General features: G+C 37.1%; 20 protein-coding genes. 13 read left to right on the forward strand and 7 right to left on the reverse strand.

Annotation, left to right across the window (positions count from 1 at the left end):
• The first annotated feature begins 95 nt into the window (after positions 1–95).
• From mbpA to G3I01_RS05525, 3 genes are read left to right on the forward strand one after another with little or no spacing between them, the layout of a single operon-like run.
• Positions 96–392, forward strand: coding sequence for a mobilization protein MbpA (gene mbpA / locus G3I01_RS05515; protein ID WP_219551853.1), 297 nt, complete (start codon positions 96–98; stop codon positions 390–392).
• Complete coding sequence (locus G3I01_RS05520) at positions 389–1,255, forward strand: relaxase/mobilization nuclease domain-containing protein (protein ID WP_219551855.1); 867 nt, start codon at positions 389–391, stop codon at positions 1,253–1,255. The genes mbpA and G3I01_RS05520 overlap by 4 nt, the downstream gene beginning before the upstream one ends.
• 12 nt (positions 1,256–1,267) lie before the next feature.
• Complete coding sequence (locus G3I01_RS05525) at positions 1,268–1,582, forward strand: DUF6730 family protein (RefSeq protein ID WP_219551857.1); 315 nt, start codon at positions 1,268–1,270, stop codon at positions 1,580–1,582.
• A 413-nt stretch (positions 1,583–1,995) separates the two neighbouring features.
• Here G3I01_RS05525 and G3I01_RS05530 read toward each other — a convergent pair whose 3' ends face one another.
• From G3I01_RS05530 to G3I01_RS05540, 3 genes are all read right to left on the reverse strand, one after another.
• Positions 1,996–3,198, reverse strand: a complete 1,203-nt coding sequence (locus tag G3I01_RS05530) for an MFS transporter (protein ID WP_219551859.1) — start codon at positions 3,196–3,198, stop codon at positions 1,996–1,998.
• Entirely contained in the window at positions 3,199–3,834 is a 636-nt protein-coding gene (locus G3I01_RS05535; protein ID WP_219551861.1) for a class I SAM-dependent methyltransferase, read from the reverse strand. It abuts the gene before it with no gap.
• Between the two features lie 443 nt (positions 3,835–4,277).
• Positions 4,278–5,819, reverse strand: a complete 1,542-nt coding sequence (locus G3I01_RS05540) for a SulP family inorganic anion transporter (RefSeq protein ID WP_219551862.1) — start codon at positions 5,817–5,819, stop codon at positions 4,278–4,280.
• Positions 5,820–6,175: 356 nt separating this feature from the next.
• On the opposite strand from G3I01_RS05540, the gene G3I01_RS05545 reads away from it, so the two are divergent.
• Complete coding sequence (locus G3I01_RS05545; RefSeq protein ID WP_219551864.1) at positions 6,176–7,540, forward strand: AAA family ATPase; 1,365 nt, start codon at positions 6,176–6,178, stop codon at positions 7,538–7,540.
• Positions 7,541–7,656: 116 nt separating this feature from the next.
• Here G3I01_RS05545 and G3I01_RS05550 read toward each other — a convergent pair whose 3' ends face one another.
• Positions 7,657–8,865, reverse strand: coding sequence for a site-specific integrase (locus G3I01_RS05550; protein ID WP_219551866.1), 1,209 nt, complete (start codon positions 8,863–8,865; stop codon positions 7,657–7,659).
• A 518-nt stretch (positions 8,866–9,383) separates the two neighbouring features.
• Here G3I01_RS05550 and G3I01_RS05555 point away from each other — a divergent pair.
• Both G3I01_RS05555 and G3I01_RS05560 read left to right on the forward strand, forming a co-directional pair.
• The gene (locus G3I01_RS05555) at positions 9,384–10,589 is read left to right on the forward strand and encodes a porin (RefSeq protein WP_219551868.1); all 1,206 of its coding nucleotides are present in this window, start codon (positions 9,384–9,386) and stop codon (positions 10,587–10,589) included.
• Between the two features lie 70 nt (positions 10,590–10,659).
• The gene (locus G3I01_RS05560; RefSeq protein WP_219551870.1) at positions 10,660–12,903 is read left to right on the forward strand and encodes an inorganic phosphate transporter; all 2,244 of its coding nucleotides are present in this window, start codon (positions 10,660–10,662) and stop codon (positions 12,901–12,903) included.
• Positions 12,904–12,950: 47 nt separating this feature from the next.
• Here the strand turns inward: G3I01_RS05560 and G3I01_RS05565 are convergent, their stop codons facing one another.
• On the reverse strand, positions 12,951–13,397 hold the full coding sequence (locus G3I01_RS05565; RefSeq protein ID WP_219551872.1) for a protein-disulfide reductase DsbD domain-containing protein: 447 nt from the start codon (positions 13,395–13,397) through the stop codon (positions 12,951–12,953).
• Entirely contained in the window at positions 13,384–13,974 is a 591-nt protein-coding gene (locus G3I01_RS05570; RefSeq protein WP_219551874.1) for a peroxiredoxin family protein, read from the reverse strand. The genes G3I01_RS05565 and G3I01_RS05570 overlap by 14 nt, the downstream gene beginning before the upstream one ends.
• Before the next feature lie 407 nt (positions 13,975–14,381).
• On the opposite strand from G3I01_RS05570, the gene G3I01_RS05575 reads away from it, so the two are divergent.
• Genes G3I01_RS05575 through pncA form a run of 4 tightly spaced genes read left to right on the forward strand, consistent with a single transcriptional unit; the run spans position 14,382 to position 17,400 of the window.
• Positions 14,382–14,768 carry a hypothetical protein gene (locus tag G3I01_RS05575; RefSeq protein ID WP_219551876.1) on the forward strand — a complete coding sequence of 129 codons (387 nt, stop codon included), beginning with the start codon at positions 14,382–14,384 and terminating at the stop codon, positions 14,766–14,768.
• Positions 14,769–14,825: 57 nt separating this feature from the next.
• A complete protein-coding gene (locus G3I01_RS05580; RefSeq protein WP_219551878.1) occupies positions 14,826–15,362 on the forward strand; it encodes a macro domain-containing protein in 537 nt (178 codons plus the stop codon).
• A 14-nt stretch (positions 15,363–15,376) separates the two neighbouring features.
• On the forward strand, positions 15,377–16,789 hold the full coding sequence (locus G3I01_RS05585) for a nicotinate phosphoribosyltransferase (RefSeq protein WP_219551880.1): 1,413 nt from the start codon (positions 15,377–15,379) through the stop codon (positions 16,787–16,789).
• Entirely contained in the window at positions 16,786–17,400 is a 615-nt protein-coding gene (pncA, locus tag G3I01_RS05590; RefSeq protein ID WP_219551882.1) for a bifunctional nicotinamidase/pyrazinamidase, read from the forward strand. The genes G3I01_RS05585 and pncA overlap by 4 nt, the downstream gene beginning before the upstream one ends.
• Here the strand turns inward: pncA and G3I01_RS05595 are convergent.
• Complete coding sequence (locus tag G3I01_RS05595; RefSeq protein ID WP_219551884.1) at positions 17,397–18,170, reverse strand: glutamate dehydrogenase; 774 nt, start codon at positions 18,168–18,170, stop codon at positions 17,397–17,399. The two genes, pncA and G3I01_RS05595, sit on opposite strands and share 4 nt — an antisense overlap.
• A 199-nt stretch (positions 18,171–18,369) precedes the next feature.
• Between G3I01_RS05595 and gdhA the strand changes: the two genes are divergently transcribed.
• The 3 genes from gdhA (at position 18,370) to G3I01_RS05610 (ending at position 22,910) form a co-directional block, all read left to right on the forward strand.
• Entirely contained in the window at positions 18,370–19,713 is a 1,344-nt protein-coding gene (gene gdhA / locus G3I01_RS05600; protein ID WP_219551886.1) for an NADP-specific glutamate dehydrogenase, read from the forward strand.
• 77 nt (positions 19,714–19,790) lie between these two features.
• Entirely contained in the window at positions 19,791–20,510 is a 720-nt protein-coding gene (gene recO, locus G3I01_RS05605) for a DNA repair protein RecO (protein ID WP_219551888.1), read from the forward strand.
• Entirely contained in the window at positions 20,511–22,910 is a 2,400-nt protein-coding gene (locus G3I01_RS05610; protein ID WP_219551890.1) for a TonB-dependent receptor, read from the forward strand. It begins immediately after the preceding gene.
• The last annotated feature ends 41 nt before the right edge of the window (positions 22,911–22,951 follow it).

A 22,951-nucleotide genomic window follows, 5' to 3' on the forward strand; every position in this document is an offset into this window, starting at 1 on the left:
ATGTAAAATTTCAGTTTAAAGGGCAAAGCAAGATGTGTCATTGTCATGACAATCTTGCTTTGCGCCCGGAGGTTGCAAAGATTTAAAATAGGAAAATGAAACGGGAATACATCCAGATACGCTGCTCGATCTACGAGAAAAAGCTGCTCAAAAAAAGAGCGGTCAGGGCTGGAATTTCCCTTTCAGAATATCTTAGAGCTACTGCTTTTAAAATTAATATGGTCGAACGCATTACCCCAGAGCAATTAGAATGCTATCAGCTGCTGGTTCAATATAAAAACAACTTTAGCCGGATCAGCAATATGTTTAAAAAAAGCAATCCCAAACTTTCGAAGGAAGTACAGCAATTAGCTGAAGAAATCAGGAACCATTTAAAAAGCTTCAAAAAATGATCGGGAAAGGACATTCCATAGCAAGCACTGGAGCCTCTATAGATTATGGATGGAACCAGGAGAAAGAGGCCGAAGTGGTATTTAGAGACCACCTTGCCGGAGAAACCCCGAAAGAGATCACCGAGGAGTTTAAGATCATCCAGTCGCAAAATGAACGCTGTACTCAAAATACGCTGAGTTTTATACTAAGTCCCACCGTTAAAGATGGACAGGAAATGAGCAAAGCCCAACTGAAAGAGATTACCAGCAGATTTCTTAAAGAAATGGAATTAAAAAACAGGCAGGCTATCGCTTTTGTTCATCGGGATAAGGAACATACCCATGTTCATGTATATGTGAACAGGATCGGTTTTGATGGGAAAGCCTATAATGACAGTTTTATAGGCAAACGAAGTCAGCTCGCCGCCGACAATGTTGCAAAAGAGCTGGGACTTACCAGGGTTCGAGATGTACAACAGGAAAAACTAAAAGAATTTAACTGGCAGCGATTGGCCATTAGTCATATCAATAATAAAGTTATGGAAACCCGGCCTAAATCACTAGATGAATATATCAATAAAATGAAGTCTTGTAAGGTACAGGTAATTCCTTCTATAAATAAATCCAACCAATTACAAGGGTTCCGGTTTGAGTATAAAGGAGCTAACCTGAAAGGGAGTGAGATCCACCGTTCGATGACGGGTGGGAAACTGATAACCGAAATCTGCCAGAATAAAAAATTAACCAGACTGAAAGAAGTCCCCAATACGTTGAACCTAATGAATAAGACGGTACAGCTTAGTACAAATATGGCCGGTAAAATTGCTAAGGATTTAATAAAACAGGTGCTCAAAAGAGGACTGGATAATGGAATAGGAATTTAAACAGTTTAAGTTATGAAAAAGTTAGATGAGATCATGGAGCTGATGACCGATGAGATGACCGATTTTAAAGCAGCGATTCTTCAACTTAAGGAATATTCAAAAGAGCTTGAAAATATGAGTATACCAATCACCACTGAAGTTTTGGATAAACACCTGAACGATTTTCTTAAAGATCAGAAAGAAGAAAATGATTTGAAAATCGATACTTTGAAGGAAATCAATGGGAAACTACAAGGGGCTATACTAATTCCCAAGTATATTCTTTTACTTTTTGGAGGCATTATCATAATCCTACTTTTTCTATTGATGTATTTTATATTTCTCTAGAATCTCAAAAAAAGAGTATGGAGAGTATGAACTACAGATTGGATTAATATTTTTCCCTCAATACACTCCATGTTTTTGTGAGGAGCGATATTGAGGGAAAAATTTGGATGGGGAAAGCAGCTACTTTTTAATTAGTTGCAAATAAAATCTAATTTAGGTATTTGTTGTTGATTATAGCAGTTTCTAAACCGAGGTTGAATAAGGATGCTTGTAACTAGTTTGGAAATTTAAATAGGTAATTGCGCCCTATGCTGTTTTTATTTAACGTTTATCTACGGAACACTATAAAAACAGCATAGGAACCTCGCGCAAGTTTAGTTATGGTAGATTTGGGGACTGAAAATTTAAGTCTACAAATTGTTCTAATTGAAATGTTTTGCTAATAAATAAAAGTGACGCTCAAGCATGAGTTACTATATTTTATTAATTGTTCTTTGACAATTTAAAACGGCAATAAAAATTAATGAGCATAATGCCAATACTATATAGTGAAAACTAAAGCCTGTATCTATCATAATCCCAATGAATAAAGGCCCTATAGCAGTACTTAAAACCATAAACATATTAAAGAAACTTCTTATAGCGCCTAATTGAGCTGTTCCATATATTTCAGCAATCAAGGAAGTTTTTACGGTGCCGGCCAAACCTGTGGTTACACCTGCCATTAGAAGAAAAAATAACGCCGCTATGATACTATCATTAAATATCATAGGGATGAGACCAATTGCCATAGGAATAAGATAAAATTTAAAAACCTTTTCGGCTGAAAATCTGTCGACCAAAAATCCGCCCACAAAACTCATAAAAAATCGTGTTACTGCATATACCATGAAAAATGATGCATATAAGGTAATTGACCAGTTTAATTTTTCGGCAAAAACGTATTGATAAAAGAAAAAGGCCGTAGATGTAAAACTAAGTGCAAAACTTGCGGGCATGATTACAAGGAATTTCCGTTCAGTTATTATATTTTTAAAGCCTTTCAGCAAAAATTTGCCGGCTACCTTTTTCTCTAAATTAAGATCATTATCGAATTTTCTGGTATCCAGAAAAAACAACCTCATTAAGTAAAATATAAGGAAAGCTGCACAGAGCAGGGTGGTAGTTTTAAGATTGGACCATAATAATAAACTGGATATTATAATAGGAAATAAAGCTTCACCAATAGAATAACCTGTTGTTGCTATACTTAAGGCTTTTCCGCGGTCGCGGTTGAACCTTCTGGATAGTATCGTTTGACTAATATGGCTTAAAAGCCCCTGACCTGTTAAACGCAAGCCAATTAAAGCAACCAACAATATTGATATATGTATTTCTGAGAACCCTAGAAATGCTGTGGATAATGCCAGTCCAAATATTGTGTAAAAGGTTACATTTTTGGTAGGTTTATGATCAATCAGGTGACCTAAGGAAATTAGAAGAAAAGATGCTACTACTGTAGCGATAGCGTAAATCCCTCCGAAATACCCTTCCGAAATACCAAATATTTTAATGATTTCTGGAACGTATAAAGAAATTAAGAACGTTTGGCCAAAACTGGAGAGAAGGGTAAGGGTCCAGCCAAATCGCACTTCTCTAAAATTATTTTTAAAAAATAAAAAGAACTCTTTGAACATCTATTTTGTAAATATTATTAATCGATCCTTAATGAAAACATCTGTAAACCGGAAATTAGATTTTATATGATCCATGGTTTCTTGAGAATAAAAGAAAACATGCGTAGGGTCATTTTTATAATACCAATTCTCAAATTGAATTTCAGAATTATATAAATGGGTCATACAGTATAATTTGCCTCCTTTTATCAGCATTTTATATAATTTTTTAAATTCTTCAGAAGGATTGTGGAAATGTTCAATTACTTCACAGGAAACTACATAGTCATAGGTGTGATTTAATAAGCCTTTGTTATTTGCAAAAAAAGGGTCATAGATAGTAATTTTATAATTGTGGTCATTTAAAATTTTTGTAATCACTGGGCCGGTACCTGCGCCATAATCCAAGCCATTTGAAGAATTAGGTTTAAAATCCTGAAAAATCGAATGAACTATAGGTGAAACAAAATTTTGATACTTGACATCATTTACATCATTATTGTGATTGAGATACCGAACTATTTCTTCTTCAGGTTTTGGCAGCTGATCGGCACACATATAAATGCCAAAACAATAGGTACATTTCAAATATGTATGCGACTTATTTCTGAAGAATAGTTTCCCAGAACTTTGGCAAAGTGGACAGTCACTTTCCATAGCATTACTTTAATCTATTATATATAGGTCTCAATTTACAGTTAAGACATAACGATGTTCCTGGATCATATACTAACTGCCAAATGCTAAGTTTTGAATTGCAGCGTACACAGCATATCTTACCATAAGATTTTAGTAACCTTTCTAATAATTGAAGACTAGATATTAAATAATTCTTTATAACCATGTTCTATCTAATTTTCCTAATTTCTTTCGATTAAATTTGACTGGATAATACTTAAGAATAAGCAGAATTTTTATCAAGGCTACGGAATGTTGGAGCTATGCTGCGAATGAATATTGAAGGACTTTTAAAGGATTTTAGATGGCTAAATGTCCCGGATCCAATTATTACTTAGGATCTGATTACAATCTCCCTTATTCACTCAAATTCAGAACAAATTCTTTTTTTAAATTCCAACAATCCTTTGGCGCGGAATTTTTTAAAACTTGTCTGTTACCACCTTATAAGTTGGATCTTCTAATATATTTACATCAATAATAGCGTCGGCATCAGAAAGAAGTTTTCTACAGTCAGTGCTTAAATGTCTTAAATGCAATTTTTTACCCTGTTTTTTATAGCGCTCTGTTAATTTATTGACAGCTTCAATGGCTGACATATCAACAATACGGCTTTCTCGAAAATCAACCACGACTTCTTCTGGGTCATTAAGCACATCAAATTTGTCGTTAAACATAGTTGTTGAACCAAAAAATAAGGGACCATAAATTTCATAATGTTTTATCCCATCTTCATCAACATGTTTGCGTGCACGAATCCTTTTTGCATTGTCCCAGGCAAAAACAAGCGCAGCAATAATGACACCTACAAGCACCGCCAACGCTAGATTATGCAGGATCACTGTAACTACCGTAACCAATACCATAACCATAATATCTGATTTTGGCATTTTATTTAAAGTTTTAAGGCTGGCCCATTCAAATGTACCAATTGCAACCATAATCATAAGGCCGGTCAAAGCAGCCATGGGCACTTTTTCTATTAACCCAGCACCAAACATTACAAAAACCAGTAACATTATTGCTGCAGTTATTCCAGACAATCGAGCCCTGGCTCCCGAAGAAACGTTTATTAAACTCTGCCCAAGCATTGCACATCCACCCATTCCTGAGAAAACTCCCGAAAGAATATTTGCCGAACCCTGGGCTACACATTCCTTATTACTCCTTCCGCGGGTTTCAGTGATCTCATCAATTATGTTAAGGGTTAAGAGACTTTCTATAAGGCCAACACCTGCCATGATAATTGCAGGGGGTACAATGATCCTCAATGTTTCAAAATTGATGGGAACCATGGGAATATGAAAAGGAGGAAATCCTCCCTGAATGGAGGCTACATCGCCTACCGTTTTCGTGTCGATTCCTGCCAATAACACTATTCCAAAAGTCACCAAAACCGCAACCAGAGTGGCTGGAACTACTTTAGTTAATTTGGGCAGACCCCATATAATTAACATAGTAATGAGAACGAGCCCCAACATATAGTATAGTTGGGTTCCTTCCATCCACACCTGTTCTCCTGCGTCGTTTAAAACTTTAAATTGTCCTAACTGGGACATAAAAATGATCACCGCCAGCCCATTTACAAATCCGAAAATTACAGGGTGGGGTACCAGCCTCATCAGTTTACCCAGTCGAAAAACTCCAGCAAGTATTTGGATAATCCCTGCTAAAATTACCGTAGCAAAAACATACTCTGGTCCATGCATAAGTGCCGTACCAACAATCACGACGGCAACTGCACCGGTAGCACCCGAGATCATTCCGGGGCGACCTCCTAAAATTGCGGTAACAAGTCCCATAACAAAAGCTGCATATAAACCTGTCAGCGGGGAAAGCCCAGCAATTAATGCAAAAGCGACAGCTTCAGGAATTAATGCCAGAGCTACAGTTAAGCCGGCGAGGATTTCTGTTTTATAATCGACTTTTTGTGAAAAATCGAAAAGATTTAAATATCTCTTCATAAGAAAATTAATAAGAATTTATAAAAGTATAAACCTGGTCTACAGGTATAAAAAAGAAAGAGGGGATAATGAGGAAAAATCCGGCCTTATTTTATCAAGGCGGAGTAAGTTTAAAAGTAGTATAGGAAATTACTTTTCTCATATAGGAGCTGCAAAATTAATTTTTCTTTTGGAATAAGAAAATTAATAGATAGTTTTTTGAAAAGAAGTCAAGAGACTGGCCAAAATCCTTTAAAATTAAATAAAACTAATTTTTGGACCTTAATACGCTTATTTTATCACAAAATGAATTATAAATAACCCTTATTATATTACAAAATAAATATATATTTACCCTTATTATATAACAAAAAAAGATGAATTTCCATAGACATATAAGTGGGCATCTAGAGAATTGGAAAAAAAATTCGGACAAGAAGCCCTTGGTAATTAGAGGCGCGAGACAAGTAGGTAAAACTACATTAGTTAAAGATTTTGCAAAAAAATATAAGAATTCTATTTTTTTAAATTTGGAGAAGTCTGCAGATAGAAGGGTATTTGAAGAACATGATGATGTTGAAACAATTGTCGAAGCGCTGTTCCTGACTAATAATATATCTGTGCGGGAATTAAGCGACACCCTTTTATTTATAGATGAAATTCAGGAGCTGCCCAAAGCTATCCAATTACTACGATATTTTTACGAGGATAAACCCCAATTACATATTATTGCTGCTGGTTCTTTGCTTGAGTTTGCCATTAAAGATGTAAAAAGTTTTCCCGTAGGGCGTATTGAATATTTATATCTCTATCCGCTGAATTTTGCTGAATATTTAAAAGCTTTAGAACACGAAACAGCATTAGACCAACTAAATACTATTCCAATAAAGCCTTATGCTCATACTACTTTAATGGATCTATTTCATAGATATGCTATTATAGGTGGTATGCCAGAAGTGGTGAAAGCAGATCTAAAAACCAAAAGTTTGGCCGACCTGCCTAAGGTCTATGAAAGCATTTGGAGTACTTATAGAAATGATGTGGAAAAATACACTTCGAATGCTACAGAAAGGCGTGTAATAAAACATATCATGGAAGTAGCTCATTTATATGTAGATGAACGTATCAAATTTCAGAATTTTGGAAATTCCAACTATAGATCAAGAGAAGTTGGGGAAGCTATGCGCAATTTAGATGATGCCAAAATAATTCAGCTTATTTATCCTACTACAGATACAGAGAATCCTATAAAATCAAATTTAAAAAAGTCTCCCAGGCTTCAGTTTCTGGACACGGGATTGATAAATCACGCCCTTGGAATTCAAGGGCAAATGTTGGGAATGGAAGATCTAAGCAACTCCTTTAAAGGAGCTATAATTCCACATTTAATTACTCAGGAGTTGATTTCATTGAATACCATAACAAACGCAAAACCAAATTTCTGGGTAAGGGAGAAAAATCAGGCATCTTCAGAAGTTGATTTGGTATATCCCTTTGAGGACAAAGTGATTCCCATAGAAATAAAATCCGGAGCAAAAGGCACTTTAAAATCTTTACACCAATTTACCATAAGGGCAAACCACCCTTATACAATACGCGTATATGGAGGAAACTTTAAAATTGAAGAAGATAAAACCCAGGATGGAACACCTTATTTATTGATGAATTTACCTTATTACCTGGGTACACAACTTCCAAAATATGTAGACTACTTCGTGAAAAATTATAGTTTAACTCAGTGATTAGAGCAACAGTTCACTTGCATCATCCAATATGGAATCATCTAATTCTATTAGATAATCCTGTGAATTGGAGAGATTTTTTTTATGTCCCCTAGATACGCTAATCACATCGAGAATTATAACAGGACTTCCAGAGCGCTATCTACAACCTGAGTATCCAATTCTTTTAAATAAGCCTGGGTTACGGTTAGGTTTTGATGTCCTAATGATTCGCTAATTACATCGGTAGCCACCCCTTTTTGTTTCAGGCAATTAGCAAAACTATGCCGGGCCACATAACTGCTAACATTTTTTGTGATCTCACAAATTGTAGCTAGTTCCTTTAGATTTTTATTGTAGATCCCTAACATTTTATGTTTTCGATCGGCAAGTTGGGTAGGAGTATAGTTTTCACGATACAGAAGTGGAAATACATATTTATTCCCATACCCATTAATTCGGTAATAGTCAAGAATCTCTCTAACTGGAGGCATAATGGCAATTGAGAAATTTCCTTTGGTTTTAGCCCTGGTGTAATAGATAACATTTTTTTCCACATCTTTCCATTCCAGACCCATCATGTCGGCAAAGTTCATTCCTCTGGTATAAAAACTGAAAACAAAATAATTTCTGGTATCAACTAAATGGGGATGATTGCTCAAATCTACATTAACAATGCGCATTATTTCTTCAAAATCCAATGCACGTTTAAAACCTTTACCTCTCAAACCTGAAATTTTATATTTTTTAAAGGGGTATAAACTTTCTTTAACAATGCCACGCTCTATTGCTTTGTTGAATAATGCCCTAATAGCTCTCATCTTTACGCCAACACCTCCGTCGGTTCCACCTCTAGATCTTAGAAACGCATCATATTTGCTTAAAAAGGTAGAATTCACTTCGCGAAAACTAAGTTTTTTGCTTCTATGAAAAATCTGTACGGATGTCTTGGTGTCTTTATAAGACTTCGCATTTCCTACACGGCCGGCATAGGTCATTTCCTGAACTATTTCGTCAAAAAAGGCAAAGACATCATTTTTTATCGGATTGAAGGTAATTCTATAAAGCTTATCAAAATCTTCAAGAGTATAATCAGGATTTTGAACTTCAATTTCCGAGGCGACATGGTATGCCCGATCCTTTATTTTTACCAGTAACCGATTATACTGAAAATGATTTTTCGTCTTTTTGTTAAAGGTTCCTGTGGAGGCCGACCAATTGGAAATCTCTGAGCTAAATGGGGTTTTATAATATTTAGTTTGCCGATCTTTGGTAACACGTAAGAAGATTGGGTACAACCCATCGGTTAATTTCTTTGTTCTCTGTACAATTTTTATAGTAATCATGCGGCTTAAATTGGGTACAACATAGGTACAACAAATGGGCAAATAAAGGTAAATATTGTAAAACTAAATGACAAGGGAAAAGTTATAAAATACTGATAATCAATATATAAGAAGCTAAATGAAATTATCTGAAACACCATTTTAGCGGCTGTTAATCAGAGGGTCCTTGGTTCGAGCCCAAGAGGAGGAGCAAAAAAAGCCATTCGTTTTTCGAATGGCTTTTTTGTATTTAGGTGAGTCCTCTCAAATGTCCCTTCAGAAAAGGGAATCCTTAATTTTTATTTAATATACCGTTGATGCAAAGTTTAAACTTGTGGGTTTTATTTGTTGTCTTTATGATACACACTTAAAATCGTTTAAGTTTTTGTCGACTTGATTAGTATAGTGTGTAAGGGCTGTCTACAGGACGGCCCTTTTTTTTCACTTAAAACTTGCCGTAGTCTTAACTGTTTGGAAACATTAAGTTAACCTTGGAGTCGTTTCTTTGCCGGCGACAAAAACTTAATAAAACGATTTTGATGAAAAATGCGATTTGCGCAGTATTTGTGTGTGTTTTGACTTCTTTTAACCTGTATTCACAGGAGATTAGCGATACGAAATTCGGTAAAGGATTGATCAATTTCACGGCTAAAGACAGTTCTTTCAGTGTGAAATTTGCCCCAAGGATTCAGTTTAGGTCACATACCTCGTGGGATTATGATGGTGAAAACTTTGAAGATCCAGAGCAGGCGTTTCTTATTAGAAGAGCCAGATTGAAATTTGATGGTTGGGCACTTACTCCAAAACTTAAATACAAGATCGAATTAGGATTATCTAATAATGATATTTCTGGTGCCAGTGAATTTACTAGGAATTCTCCAAGATATATCCTTGATGCAGTTCTTAAATGGAATTTCTACGAGAATTTCGAACTATGGGCAGGGCAGACCAAGCTTCCCGGAAACGTCGAACGTGTAGTTTCTTCCGCCAATCTTCAGTTCATAGATCGTTCTATCCTGAATAGCAGATTCAATATAGACCGTGATATAGGATTGCAGCTTCACCACAAGATAAATATCGGGGAGAACTTCGTGATCAAAGAGAAACTGGCCCTTTCCCAGGGTGAGGGGAGAAATATTACTGTTGGTAATCTTGGTGGTTTGCAGTATACCGGTAGACTTGAATTATTACCTTTCGGTGAATTCATTAATAAAGGAGATTATGTTCAGTCAGACCTTGTAAGAGAACAGACCCCAAAACTGATGTTGGGTGCAGTTTATGATTTTAACGATGATGCGGTAAAAACAAGAAGTAACCTGGGTGAATATATGATCCAGGAAGATGGTACTTTATATCAAACAGAAATAACCACATTGTTCCTGGATGCCGTTTTTAAATATAATGGCTGGTCTATGCAGGCTGAATATGCTAACAGGGACGCAGATGAACCTCTGGCAATAAGAGAGGGTGAGACCAATCTTCCAGATTATGTTGTTGCTGTAGGAGACGCATTCAACATACAGGCAGGTTACGTTTTCAAAAATAATTATGAGATCGCTGCGCGATATTCTACCAACGATTTTGAAGAAATAACAAATTTATTGAGCAGAAAAGAATATACTCTGGGAGGTTCTAAATATATTGTGGGGCATAAATTAAAGATTCAGGCAGATCTGACCTATGCCTTACAGGACGATATTAACGATTATATAGCTTTTAGAGCTGGTTTTGATTTTCACTTTTAAAAATTAACAATTTGGTAACAGTAAATCCTTAATTTGATTGGATACTTGCACCGCTTTTTAAACATAAAAAATGGAAAATATTTATTTGTTGATGTTAGTAGCATTAGTGGTTCTTGCCATCGCCGATCTGGTGGTTGGAGTTAGTAATGATGCTGTAAACTTTTTGAACTCAGCTATTGGTTCCAAAGCGATCTCATTTAAGACCATTATGATCGTGGCCAGTCTGGGTATTTTCTTTGGAGCAGTATTCTCCAGTGGAATGATGGAAGTGGCGCGTAAAGGGATCTTTATGCCAGGTCAGTTCTATTTCGATGAAATCATGATCATTTTTATGGCCGTCATGATCACCGATATTCTCTTGCTGGACTTTTTTAATACCCTTGGAATGCCAACCTCTACGACGGTATCCATTGTATTTGAATTACTGGGGGCAGCCGTGGTTATGGCCTTGATAAAAATAAGTGCCTCAGATACGGAAACGCTTTCAAACCTTGCGGGGTATATTAATACAGACAAAGCAGGTGAAATTATCTCGGGGATATTCCTCTCGGTAATCATCGCCTTTACTATAGGTGCCCTTGTACAGTGGCTTTCAAGATTGGTTTTTTCATTTGAATATGAAAAGAAAGTGAAAAATTTTGGAGCCATTTTTGGTGGAGTTTGTTTAACTGCTATAGGTTACTTTATTTTCTTTAAAGGTCTTAAAGGAACTCCTTATTATGACAGCTTTAAAGACATACTTTCCAGCCAGGTTTATGCCGTAATAGGAGTAAGCTTTGTTTTCTGGACCTTGTTCTCATGGTTGTTCATGAAGATCTTCAAGAAAAGTATCCTTATTATAGTTATCGCAATCGGAACCTTTGGTCTTGCCCTCGCTTTTTCCGGAAATGACCTGGTGAACTTTATCGGGGTGCCAATGGCAGCTTACCATTCTTATGAAGCATGGGCTGCATCTGGACAGGCGGCATCTGCGTTCTCTATGGAAGTTCTGAGAGAGAAAGTACCGGCAGAACCTATCCTGTTATTTATCTCAGGAGGTGTTATGGTTTTAACCCTATGGTTCTCTAAAAAAGCAAGAAGTGTTGCTGAAACTGAAATTGGTCTTTCAAGACAAGGTCACGGAACAGAAAAGTTCGATCCTAATATGCTTTCCAGAGCAGTAGTTGCCGGAAGTACGAAACTTGCAGATGGGTTAAGACATATCCTTCCTGTTGGAACAAAAAAGAGGATCAGTAAGAGCTTTGAAAAACCAGATGATATTCTGGTTGGAGATAAGGCTGAAGAACAACCGGCTTTTGATATGATAAGAGCTTCTATTAACCTTACCGTTGCCGGAGTTCTGATATCTATCGCGACCTCATACAAACTACCATTATCAACTACCTATGTAACCTTTATGGTGGCTATGGGTACTTCCCTGGCAGATAAAGCCTGGGGAAGAGAAAGTGCAGTCTATAGAGTTGCTGGTGTACTGAACGTGATTGGTGGATGGTTCTTTACAGCTTTTAGTGCTTTTACCGCTGCCGGGATCCTTACCTATATCATCTTCCTTGGAAAGGGACCTGCGATAGCAATTCTATTATTAGTAGCTATAGGACTTTTGGTGAGAAACTATATTTCTCATAAGAACAAGGCGATCGCGAAAGCAGATAAGTCCGGACTAAAAAAATCTGAAAGTAAGACCGTACAGGGAATTATTGCCGAAAGTGCAGAAAATATTTCTAACGTTGTTTCCAGGTCTAATAAGATCTATTCAGATGTATTGACCGGTCTGGCAAAACAGGATAAAAAGAAACTTAAAAAGAGTAAGAAAGGTGTAGATAAGCTTGAGGCTGAAATTGAGGACCTTCGTGATCATATTTTCTTCTTTATCAAAAGTCTTGATGAGACAAGTGTAAGAGGAAGTAGTTTTTATATTACGATACTTGGTCATTTAACCGATATCGCTCAGTCTCTGGAATATATTTCTAAAAAGAGCTACAAGCATATCAACAATAACCATAAGCCGCTTAGATATAATCAAATTACAGATCTTAAGGAGATCGATGATACTTTAAGTGATCTATTAGGTAAGATCGACCGGATATTTACAGATAAGAGATTTGAATATATAAGTGATATTGTAGATTCTAAAGCAGAGATTCTTAAAAGTATCAATGATAAGATAGAAAAACAGGTTTCAAGAACCAGAACAGAAGAATCCAGTCCTAAGAACACGACGCTATACTTCAACATTCTGCTTGAAACTAAAGAATTGATGAATGCTATTATGAACCTGATGGAAGAATATAATTCCAGCTACAAAAAGGTATAATCAATTAATAGATAAATTAAAAAGCCACCTCATTGGAGGTGGTTTTTTTATATACTAATGTCAAATTTCAATTCCCTGGGAAAATAGCATTTTTTATCATCGCAGGCCTGGTAGGTAAGTATTCCTTTTAATAAATTGGAACCTGAAGTTTCTGAATTTAAGGCTTTCAAATGCACTTTAGCCTGGAATTCATCACTGATCACCATATGAGGGGTTTCATCTAAAACTACGGTGTCGTAAACTGGTACAATGAGCTCCTGTAGTGAAATGGTGTAGGATTCGGAGGTTTCAAAGTATATACTTGTTGGTATGATGTTCTCTGGTACTTCTTTATTGCTTTGAATATGATATCCAGGTTTTATGGTAAATAATAATATGACTTCGGTATAATCTTTATTTGAACTAATTGTGGTCTCTTCATTTTTCAGAACCACAAAATCGTTTTGTACTGCAATGAATATAGAGGTAATGAATATTAGCTTATAAAAGCTCATTGAGTTTTGCTTTAAGGTCAAGGAGTTTAGCATCAAAATTCTTAGAATCCAGCAGGGACATGAACCTAATCTTACCTTCTTGGTCTATGATAAGATTGGAAGCAAGCATAACTTCATCTCGTGCCAGGTCTGGAAGAATATTCTCCGGGGCGAAACTTGCGGCAACGCTGCCATCTGTATCTAACAGGATGGGAAAAGACAGATTGTGTTTGTTTTTTAGTTGCTGTTCTACCAGTTCTTTTGATTCTTTTACGTCGATAATTAATACTTCAACTCCCTTACTTTTATATTCCTGATATAGTTTTTCTAAATGCGGAGCTTCGGCGTTACAGAAAGGACACCAGGTCGTAGCAATATGTAGTACAAGTATTTTATCGTTATAATCCTGTAGTTTAACTATTTCTCCTTCAAGATTTGGTAATTCAAAATCTGGCGCCTCTTTTTTGTAGTCTATTTCAGAGGTTTCTTTTTCATCCTTTTCAGTTTGAGCATAAATTTCCTTAGAAAAACTGAAACTTAAAATCAGGTTGAAAATAATTAAAACTGCCAACCTTCTTAGTTCTAATCTTGCGTTCATAAAACATAAATTTAATAGGTTGAATGTCTGAAAAACAGATTATTATAAATTTAATATTAAATAATTTTTCATGGGAATATTACTAGCAAAATTACGTCTACTATGTTGTTTTAACTGAAATTAACATCGTAAGGTTCTTACGCTTAAAAAGTTCATTTTTAGGTCGTTTGTCGAGTTTTTTGAGGAGTATATAGAAAAGGTTGGCTTATGTTTTTCTACGGGGTTTAAGAAATATATTTTCGCGCTGCCCCAATAATCTATTACGATCTAGCCTACTATATCGAAAAATAGAAATGACATTAATAAAGAATGTATTCTCTGAATACAAATTTGCCCCAACACTTTTTAATGGCCGTTTTTTTGGTCGAATTTTAAAGTTGATTTTTTTTGTAGTCTTTTTCTTATCAATGACAGGATGTAATCCTGTGGCTCTGGTGAATCCGGCTAGCTATGGAGATAAATGGGATAACACCTATTTATGGTTCAAACCTGGAGAAATGACTACAATTTACATTTCTGATAACGGTGACCCTAACACCGCTGAGCCTATCCCAAACGATAGTGAATTTCTTATAGAATGGGATAAGAAAAATGAGGTCTACAATCTTAAAGTAACTTCATATTATCAGGATATAGATTTTGCCTGGTTTACCGGCTATGATGCTGAAAATGCTTCTGAAGAAATCCCATGGGTTCAAAACGGAAATACCATTGAACTGCAAAGTTCGAAATTATTGGATCCAACCGATGGCGAAATGTACCAGATCTCGATCTCCGAAGATCTGAAAGATTAATACCGGGTTAATATTTTTCCCTTCTTTTGAATATTGCGTAAATTATACCTAAAAAGTATGGTTTACAACGATCAAAATATTCAAATAGAGGTCTCTAAAGGCGATATTACAGATCAGCCAGATCTCGAGGTTGTAGTGAATGCAGCCAATGCTCAACTTGCCCCGGGTGGAGGAGTTGCCGGTGCAATTCATCAGAAAGCCGGCCAAGGACTTTATAAAGAATGCAAACCACTTGCTCCCATTTATCCTGGAGAAGCTGTAATTACTAATGCTTATAATCTTCCTAATAAAAAGGTGATCCATTGCCTGGGTCCTGTATATGGTCGTGATAAACCTGAAAAGGAATTGTTAGCTTCCTGCTACAGGAACAGTTTACGACTAGCTGAAAAGGAAAAACTCGTTTCCATCGGTTTTCCGGGAATCTCCACGGGAATCTTCGGTTATCCTCCAGATCTCGCCGTAGAGGTTGTTTTTAATACAGTTTTAGGAGAACTGCCGCAACTCGAGCATCTCAAAAAGATTAAATTTGTAGTGTTCAATGACCAGGATCTCCAGCTATATACAACTAAATTAAAGGAGATAAGCGATAGCTAACCAATTCCAATTCCATGAATAATTTTTCTGCTACTTATACAGACCAGTACCAACTTTCTATGGCCCAGGTATACTTTAAAAAGGGTCATAGAGATCATAATGCGATATTCGATTATTATTTTAGGAAACTTCCATACGATGGTGGGTATGCTGTTTTTTCAGGTTTGGAAGACCTTTTGAAAACAATTTCAGAATTAAGGTTTACAGATAATGATCTTGAATTCTTGAAAAAACAGGGATTTGAAGATGATTTTATAAAATACCTAAGGGATTTTCGTTTCAGGGGAACGATCTATTCTGCCAGCGAAGGAGATGTGGTTTTTCCCACCCGGCCCGTTCTTCAGGTGAAGGCGAATATTATTGAAGCCCAGATCATAGAAACTATCCTCCTGAACCTGCTTAATTTTCAAACCTTAATTGCCACGAAAGCAAGTAGGATAAGATTGGTTGCAGGTGATGCCACTTTGCTGGATTTTGGCCTTAGAAGAGCTCAGGCAACTGGTGGGTTCTATGCTTCGCGTGCAGCAGTAGTAGGAGGCTTCGATGGGACCAGTAATGTTATGGCAGGTAAGATTTTCGATATTCCGGTTTCGGGAACTATGGCCCATTCTTTTATTCAAAGTTATGATGATGAGCTGGAAGCTTTCCGTGATTTTGCTGAAGGAAGACCAGATGGATGTGTGTTACTGGTTGACACTTATAATACTTTGAAGAGTGGTGTTCCTAATGCTATTAAAGTTGCTAAAGAAATGGAGGCGAGAGGAGAAAAGTTATTAGCAATAAGGCTTGATAGTGGCGACCTCTCCTATTTCGCTAAAGAGAGTCGAAAGCTTTTAGATGAAGCAGGCCTCGATTATGTGCAGATCGCAGCCTCTAATCAACTGGATGAGCATGTGATTAAAAGTTTATTGGAACAACAGGCTCCTATAGATATTTTTGGAGTCGGGACTAATCTCGTTACCGGGGATCCAGATGGCGCCCTGGATGGGGTGTATAAACTTGCTTATTCCAATGGGAAACCCAGGATCAAGATCTCTGAAAGTATCTTTAAGGTAACGCTTCCGCATAAAAAGCAGGTTTTCAGGATGAAAGATGATCATGGAAAATGCATTGGTGCAGATGCCATTGGTTTATTTGAGGAGAGAAAAATCTCTGAAATGTTTCATCCTTTTGAGCCATATAAATCTATGAAAGTTGAAAGTTTTCATCAGGAACCTTTACTTCAAAAAGTAATGGAAAATGGTGAAATGCTTATAAATAAAAGGAGTCTGAAAGAAATTTCAGAATATAGTTTAACCCGTCTTTCAGAATTGCCTATAGAATATAAGAGATTCAATAATCCGCATATCTATAAAATTGGAATTAGTGAAAGACTAAGGGATGAAAGGGAAAAGCTTATTAGGTCTTCAAAACAAAAATTGAAATGAAAGTACTTGTACTTATAGATGTTCAGAATGATTTTATGCCTGGTGGCGCGCTTGCCGTACCCAAAGGAGATGAAATTGTGCCATTAATAAACAGGTTGGAAGAAAAATTTGATCTGGTGATCGCCACCCAGGATTGGCATCCTACCGGTCACGCTAGTTTTGCATCCTCTCATGAAGGTAAAAAGGAATTCGAAGCCATTAAGTTAGATGGATTGGACCAGGTGATGTGGCCAGAACATTGTATACAGAATACTCAAGGAGCAGAGTTTCATCCAGACCTGAACACTTCTAGGATCGAGGCGATTTTCAGAAAGGGAACTAATAAGAAAATAGATAGTTACAGTGGCTTTTACGATAACGCGCATTTAAAATCTACCGGTCTTAGCGGATATCTTAAAGAAAAGAAAGTTGAAGAGCTGTATTTTGCTGGTCTCGCAGCGGAATACTGTGTTTATTTTTCGATCATAGACGCTTTGGGAGAAGGATTTAAATCGATTTTGATCGAAGACGCAACAAGGGCATTGAATAATGATGAATATGAAAAGGCCAGAATTGATATTTTGAGAAAAGGAGGAAAGGTGATCAAATCTACCGAACTCTCATTAACTTAATTAAGATATAAAATATAGCCCAGGTTGAACCAGAGAACAAAATCATTGAATTTATTCTGGGGCCCCTGTACATCAAGCCCATCAATCTTGTCTGAATCATAATAAATTGCCCTGGCTTCTAGCTGCAGGTCATTCTGTCTGCCCAGCCTGTACCTTACTCCGGCACTTCCACTAATAGAAAAAGTACTTCCGCTTTCAAGAAAAATCCCATCTTCAAAGGTATTGAACAACACTTTAGGGTCGTCTAAAGGCCCAAGTTCTGAATAGGCATCGGGATTATAATAAACATAATTTGCTCCAAGGCTTAGGAACGGAGCGAAAAGAACAGCAAAATCCCTGGCTTCCTTTATTCCGAAGAAATGATACTCCAGCGCCAGGCCACCCTGGTAGAGTTCGGTGTTCCCGTGCATCGCTCTTAGTTGTCTTCCTCCTTCAGTATTTTTGGAAGCTACAGGTCCAAAATGGTCTAAATTAGAACGCATATAGTCGATCTCGGCGCGAATTCTAAAGTGTTTTCTAAAAAATAGGTTGGTAGGTTTACAATTGCAATAGGGCTTGTAAGCCAAATTAGCATAATACACCAGTCCAACTCCAAAACCTTCATTTTCCAGGTTATTTCTCACATTCCATCTTTCTCCATAATCTGTAAAGAAACCTGCAGGGCCGGTAATAACACCTACTTCATGTGAGACATATAATTGACTATAAGCCTTGCCCGACCAAAGCGAGAGAAGCAAAGTAATAATAATTATTGCTCTGGTTTTAATCATGAGGGTTGACTAGCAGTGTAGGCAAATATAGCAAAATACAATAACGGAATTTTAATTGAACTTAGTATTATAGGGCTTTTCATATAAAAGTTAATTTTATATCAAATGACAGAATGAAACTTTTAATCATTAAAGAATATTTATATTTGCAGCGTAATTTGGACCTAATTTTTATAATTTAATAATAGCGCCAGTCATTATGGAAAAAAACATCAAAAATTTCCTGGAAAAGGTGTCAACCAGAAACCAGAATGAACCAGAATTTATGCAAGCGGTTCATGAAGTTGCAGAAACGGTAATCCCTTTTATAGAAAAAAATAAAAAATACCAGAACAAAATGCTTCTCGAGCGCATGGTAGAACCAGAGAGAGTCGTGATGTTCAGAGTGCCATGGCTAGATGATAATGGAGATATTCAAGTGAACCGCGGTTTTCGTATCCAGATGAACTCGGCGATTGGACCTTATAAAGGCGGTTTGCGTTTCCACCCTTCAGTAAATCTTAGTATCCTTAAATTCCTTGCTTTTGAGCAGGTATTTAAGAACAGCCTTACCACGCTGCCAATGGGTGGAGGTAAAGGTGGATCAGATTTCGATCCTAAAGGAAAATCAGATAATGAAGTAATGAGATTCTGCCAGAGTTTTATGACAGAACTTCAAAGACATATTGGCGCAGACTGTGATGTTCCTGCAGGGGATATCGGTGTAGGTGCTCGTGAAATAGGTTATTTATTCGGACAGTATAAAAGGATCCAGAATGAATTTACTGGAATTCTAACCGGAAAAGGACTTTCTTATGGTGGTTCTTTAATTAGACCTGAAGCGACCGGTTACGGTAATGTATACTTTGCGCAAAATATGCTGAAAACCAGAGATGAAAATCTTGAGGGTAAGACAGTAGTTGTTTCTGGCGCAGGTAACGTTGCCCAGTATGCTGTTGAAAAAGCGACCCAGTTAGGAGCTAAAGTAGTTACCATGTCAGATTCCGGAGGTTTCATTTATGACAAGGACGGGATAGATGCTGAGAAACTTCAGTTCATTATGGAGTTAAAGAATGAGAAGAGAGGAAGAATCAGCGAATATGTTGATGAGTATTCTTCAGCAGAATATCATGAAGGTAAAACTCCTTGGGGAATTAAATGTGATGTAGCACTTCCATGTGCAACTCAGAATGAGCTGGAAGAAGAAGATGCAAAAACATTAGTGAAGAATGGATGTATTTGTGTTGGAGAAGGTGCTAATATGCCATGTACTCCAGAGGCAATCGCTGTATTCCATAAAGAAAAAATTCTTTTCTCTCCCGGAAAAGCTTCAAATGCCGGTGGTGTTGCTACCTCAGGATTAGAAATGTCTCAGAACTCTATGAGATATAGCTGGACTGCTGAAGAAGTTGATAAAAAGCTTCATGAGATCATGAACAATATTCATGAAAAATGTGTGGAGTATGGAAAAGAAGAAGATGGTTTTGTAGATTACGTGAAGGGAGCAAATATTGCAGGTTTTGTAAAAGTTGCCGATGCGATGCTTTCTCAGGGTGTAGTTTAAAGATCAATTATATATAATTACAAAGAGCCGCTTTTTAAAAGCGGCTTTTTTTATAAATTCACCCCAAATTTTCCTGAATGCTCATCCAGACCAAAGCGATCATTATTAGTGCTTTAAAATATGGGGAGGCAGATCTGATAGTGAAAGCTTATACTTTATCTGATGGTCTGTTTACCTATATGCTCAAAGGTGTGCTGAAATCGAAAAAGGGAAAATTTAAGGCATCCATGTTTCAAAGTCTCACCCAGCTTGAGATCGTTGCGAATCATCGCGGCACCGGTAAGATGGAATATTTGAGAGAAGCGAAGGTAATTGGCAATTATCAAACTCTGCATACTCACCCGGTGAAACAGGCAATGACCATGTTTTTGGCCGAAATGTTACGAAATTCCATTCACGAGGAAGAAAATAATGAACCGCTTTTCAATTACCTGGAATATAGTTTTCACTTTTTGGACCTGACCGATAAATTTGCAAATTTTCATCTCCTATTTTTACTGAATCTTACGCGATACCTCGGGTTTCAGCCGGAAATTGGAATGAAAGATTTGCCTGTCTTCAATTTGCTGGACGGTGTTTTTCAGGAAATCCCAACGAATGATTATTGTATAGAAGGTAAAAATGTAGATTTGCTAAAAAGTCTTCTGGGCACCGATTTTGATACCTTGCATCAAATAAAAATGAACCAGACCTCCCGAAATGAATTTCTTAATATGCTCTTGTTGTATTATGAACTCCATATCGAAGGATTCCGTAAACCAAAGTCTTTAAGTATATTAAATGAAATTTTTGGCTAAATGCGATTAAAATTACTTTCACTATTTCTTTTTATTTTCTCAATAACATATGCCCAGGAAATCACCGTTCTGGATAATAATTCTGGCGAACCAATAGGTGAGGTAGCTATTTACAATAATGACAAATCTGTATCTACAATTACAAATAGCTCTGGAAAAGCTGATATTTCGGGATTTTCAGATACCGAGGTCATCATTTTCAATTCAGATTCCTATATCGAGGCTTATCGCAGGAAAAGAGAAATTCAGAATAATTCGAATATCGTATTGCTTCATTCTAGTGAAAATCAATTAGAGCAAATAACCCTTTCGGTGGCTCGTTTCAAACTTAAAAAGGATGAGATCCCACAAAAGATCGTGAGTATCACCCCTTCAGAAATTCAACTTGCCAGCCCGCAAACATCCGCAGACCTGCTAGAAAGTACGGGGCAGGTATTTGTTCAAAAAAGTCAGCTTGGCGGTGGGAGTCCCATGATAAGGGGTTTTTCAACGAACAGGTTACTTCTCACCGTGGATGGGGTGAGGATGAATTCAGCTATATTCAGAAGTGGGAACCTTCAAAATGTGATATCGGTAGATCCTATGATGGTAGAGGCAGCCGAGGTTATACTAGGTCCTGGATCTGTGGTTTATGGGAGTGACGCGATTGGAGGAGTTATGAATTTCTACACTTTAAAGCCGAAATTCAGTTTTAAGGAAGGAACCTCTTTTTCGGGAAATATTTATACCCGCTTTGCAACTGCGAATAATGAGAACACGGTACATGCAGATCTTAATATAGGTAGGGATAGCTGGGCGTTTGTCTCAGGTGTGACCTATTCAGATTTCGGTGACCTTAAAATGGGAGAGCACGGCTCAGATGATTATTTAAGGCCAGATTATGCTGCCCGGCAGGATGGTGTTGATGTGATGCTGCAAAATGAAGATCCCTTGGTTCAAAAACCAACAGGATATGAGCAGTTGAACCTGCTTCAAAAGATAAAATTCATGCCATCTAAAGACTGGGATCTAAACCTGGGACTTATATATTCAGAAACTTCAGATTTTCCACGCTTTGATAGGTTATCTAGAAAAAGAGATGGGGTTCTTCGTGCGGCAGAATGGTATTACGGACCTCAGAAATGGTTCCTGGGAAACCTGAAGGTTAATCACCGCAGCGATTCAGAATTTTATGATAAGGTCCAGTTTACCGGCGCTTATCAATTCTTTGGTGAAAGCAGAAATGACCGGGATTTTGGTGAAAATATATTATTTACAACTGAAGAAAATGTAGATGCCTATTCCGCAAACCTGGATTTTGAGAAAGGCTTGTCTCAAAGTAAATTATTTTACGGGTTTGAATATGTGCTGAATAATGTTAGTTCTGAAGGTAGTTTCAGGAATATTCAGACTTCAGAAAATGGTGAAACGGCCAGCAGGTATCCCGATGGGTCTACATGGCAATCCATGGCGGTTTATACCAGTTACCAGTGGAAACTCAACGAAAAATTTTCATTACAATCTGGGATCAGGTATAATCATATTTTGGTAGATGCCAGTTTTGATGACAGGTTCTATGATTTTCCTTTTGACAGGGCAGATATCAGTACGGGGGCGCTCACTGGAAGTCTTGGTCTAAACTGGAGACAGAATGATTTTGTAGGCTGGAGGCTTGGCCTTTCAACAGCATTTAGAGCTCCAAATATCGATGATGTTGGGAAGATCTTTGATTCTGAACCGGGATCTGTAGTGGTTCCTAATCCAGACCTAAAATCGGAATACGCCTATAATGCTGAACTTGGAGCCGATTTCAATTTTGATGATAATATCCGTTTGGCCCTTACGGGTTATTATACTTATCTGGATAATGCCATGGTAAGAAGGGACTATGACCTGAATGGAGTAACAGAAATTGAATACCAGGGCGAGCCAAGCAGGGTACAGGCAATTCAGAACGCTGCCAATGCCTATGTTTATGGGATTGAAGCGGGACTGGAAGTAGATTTTTCTGTGGCATTAAGGCTTAAATCCCAATTTAGTTATACCCATGGAGAGGAAAACGAAGGTGGCGAGTATGTACCTTTAAGACACGCTGCACCTATGTTTGGAAATACGCATTTGATCTGGCACAAAAGGCGATTGAAATTTGATCTTTTTACTGAGTATAATGGTCAATTCGATTTTGAGGATCTTGCTCCTGGCGAACAGGGTAAACCCTATTTATATGCCCTCGATGAAAATGGAAATCCATATTCCCCATCTTGGTATACTCTGAATCTAACCGGGCAGTATGAATTCAGTTCGAAGTGGCTGGCCACTGTTTCTGTAGAGAATATTACAGACCAGCGATATCGTACCTATTCATCAGGGATAGCAGCTGCCGGAAGGAATTTGATCATCGCATTATCCTATACTTTTTAATCTTGGTTTATTAAAAGCATTTAAGTTTCAGCTTTTTAAGT

The sequence above is a fragment of the Gramella sp. MT6 genome (genome assembly GCF_019357415.1).
Lineage (GTDB): Bacteria > Bacteroidota > Bacteroidia > Flavobacteriales > Flavobacteriaceae > Christiangramia.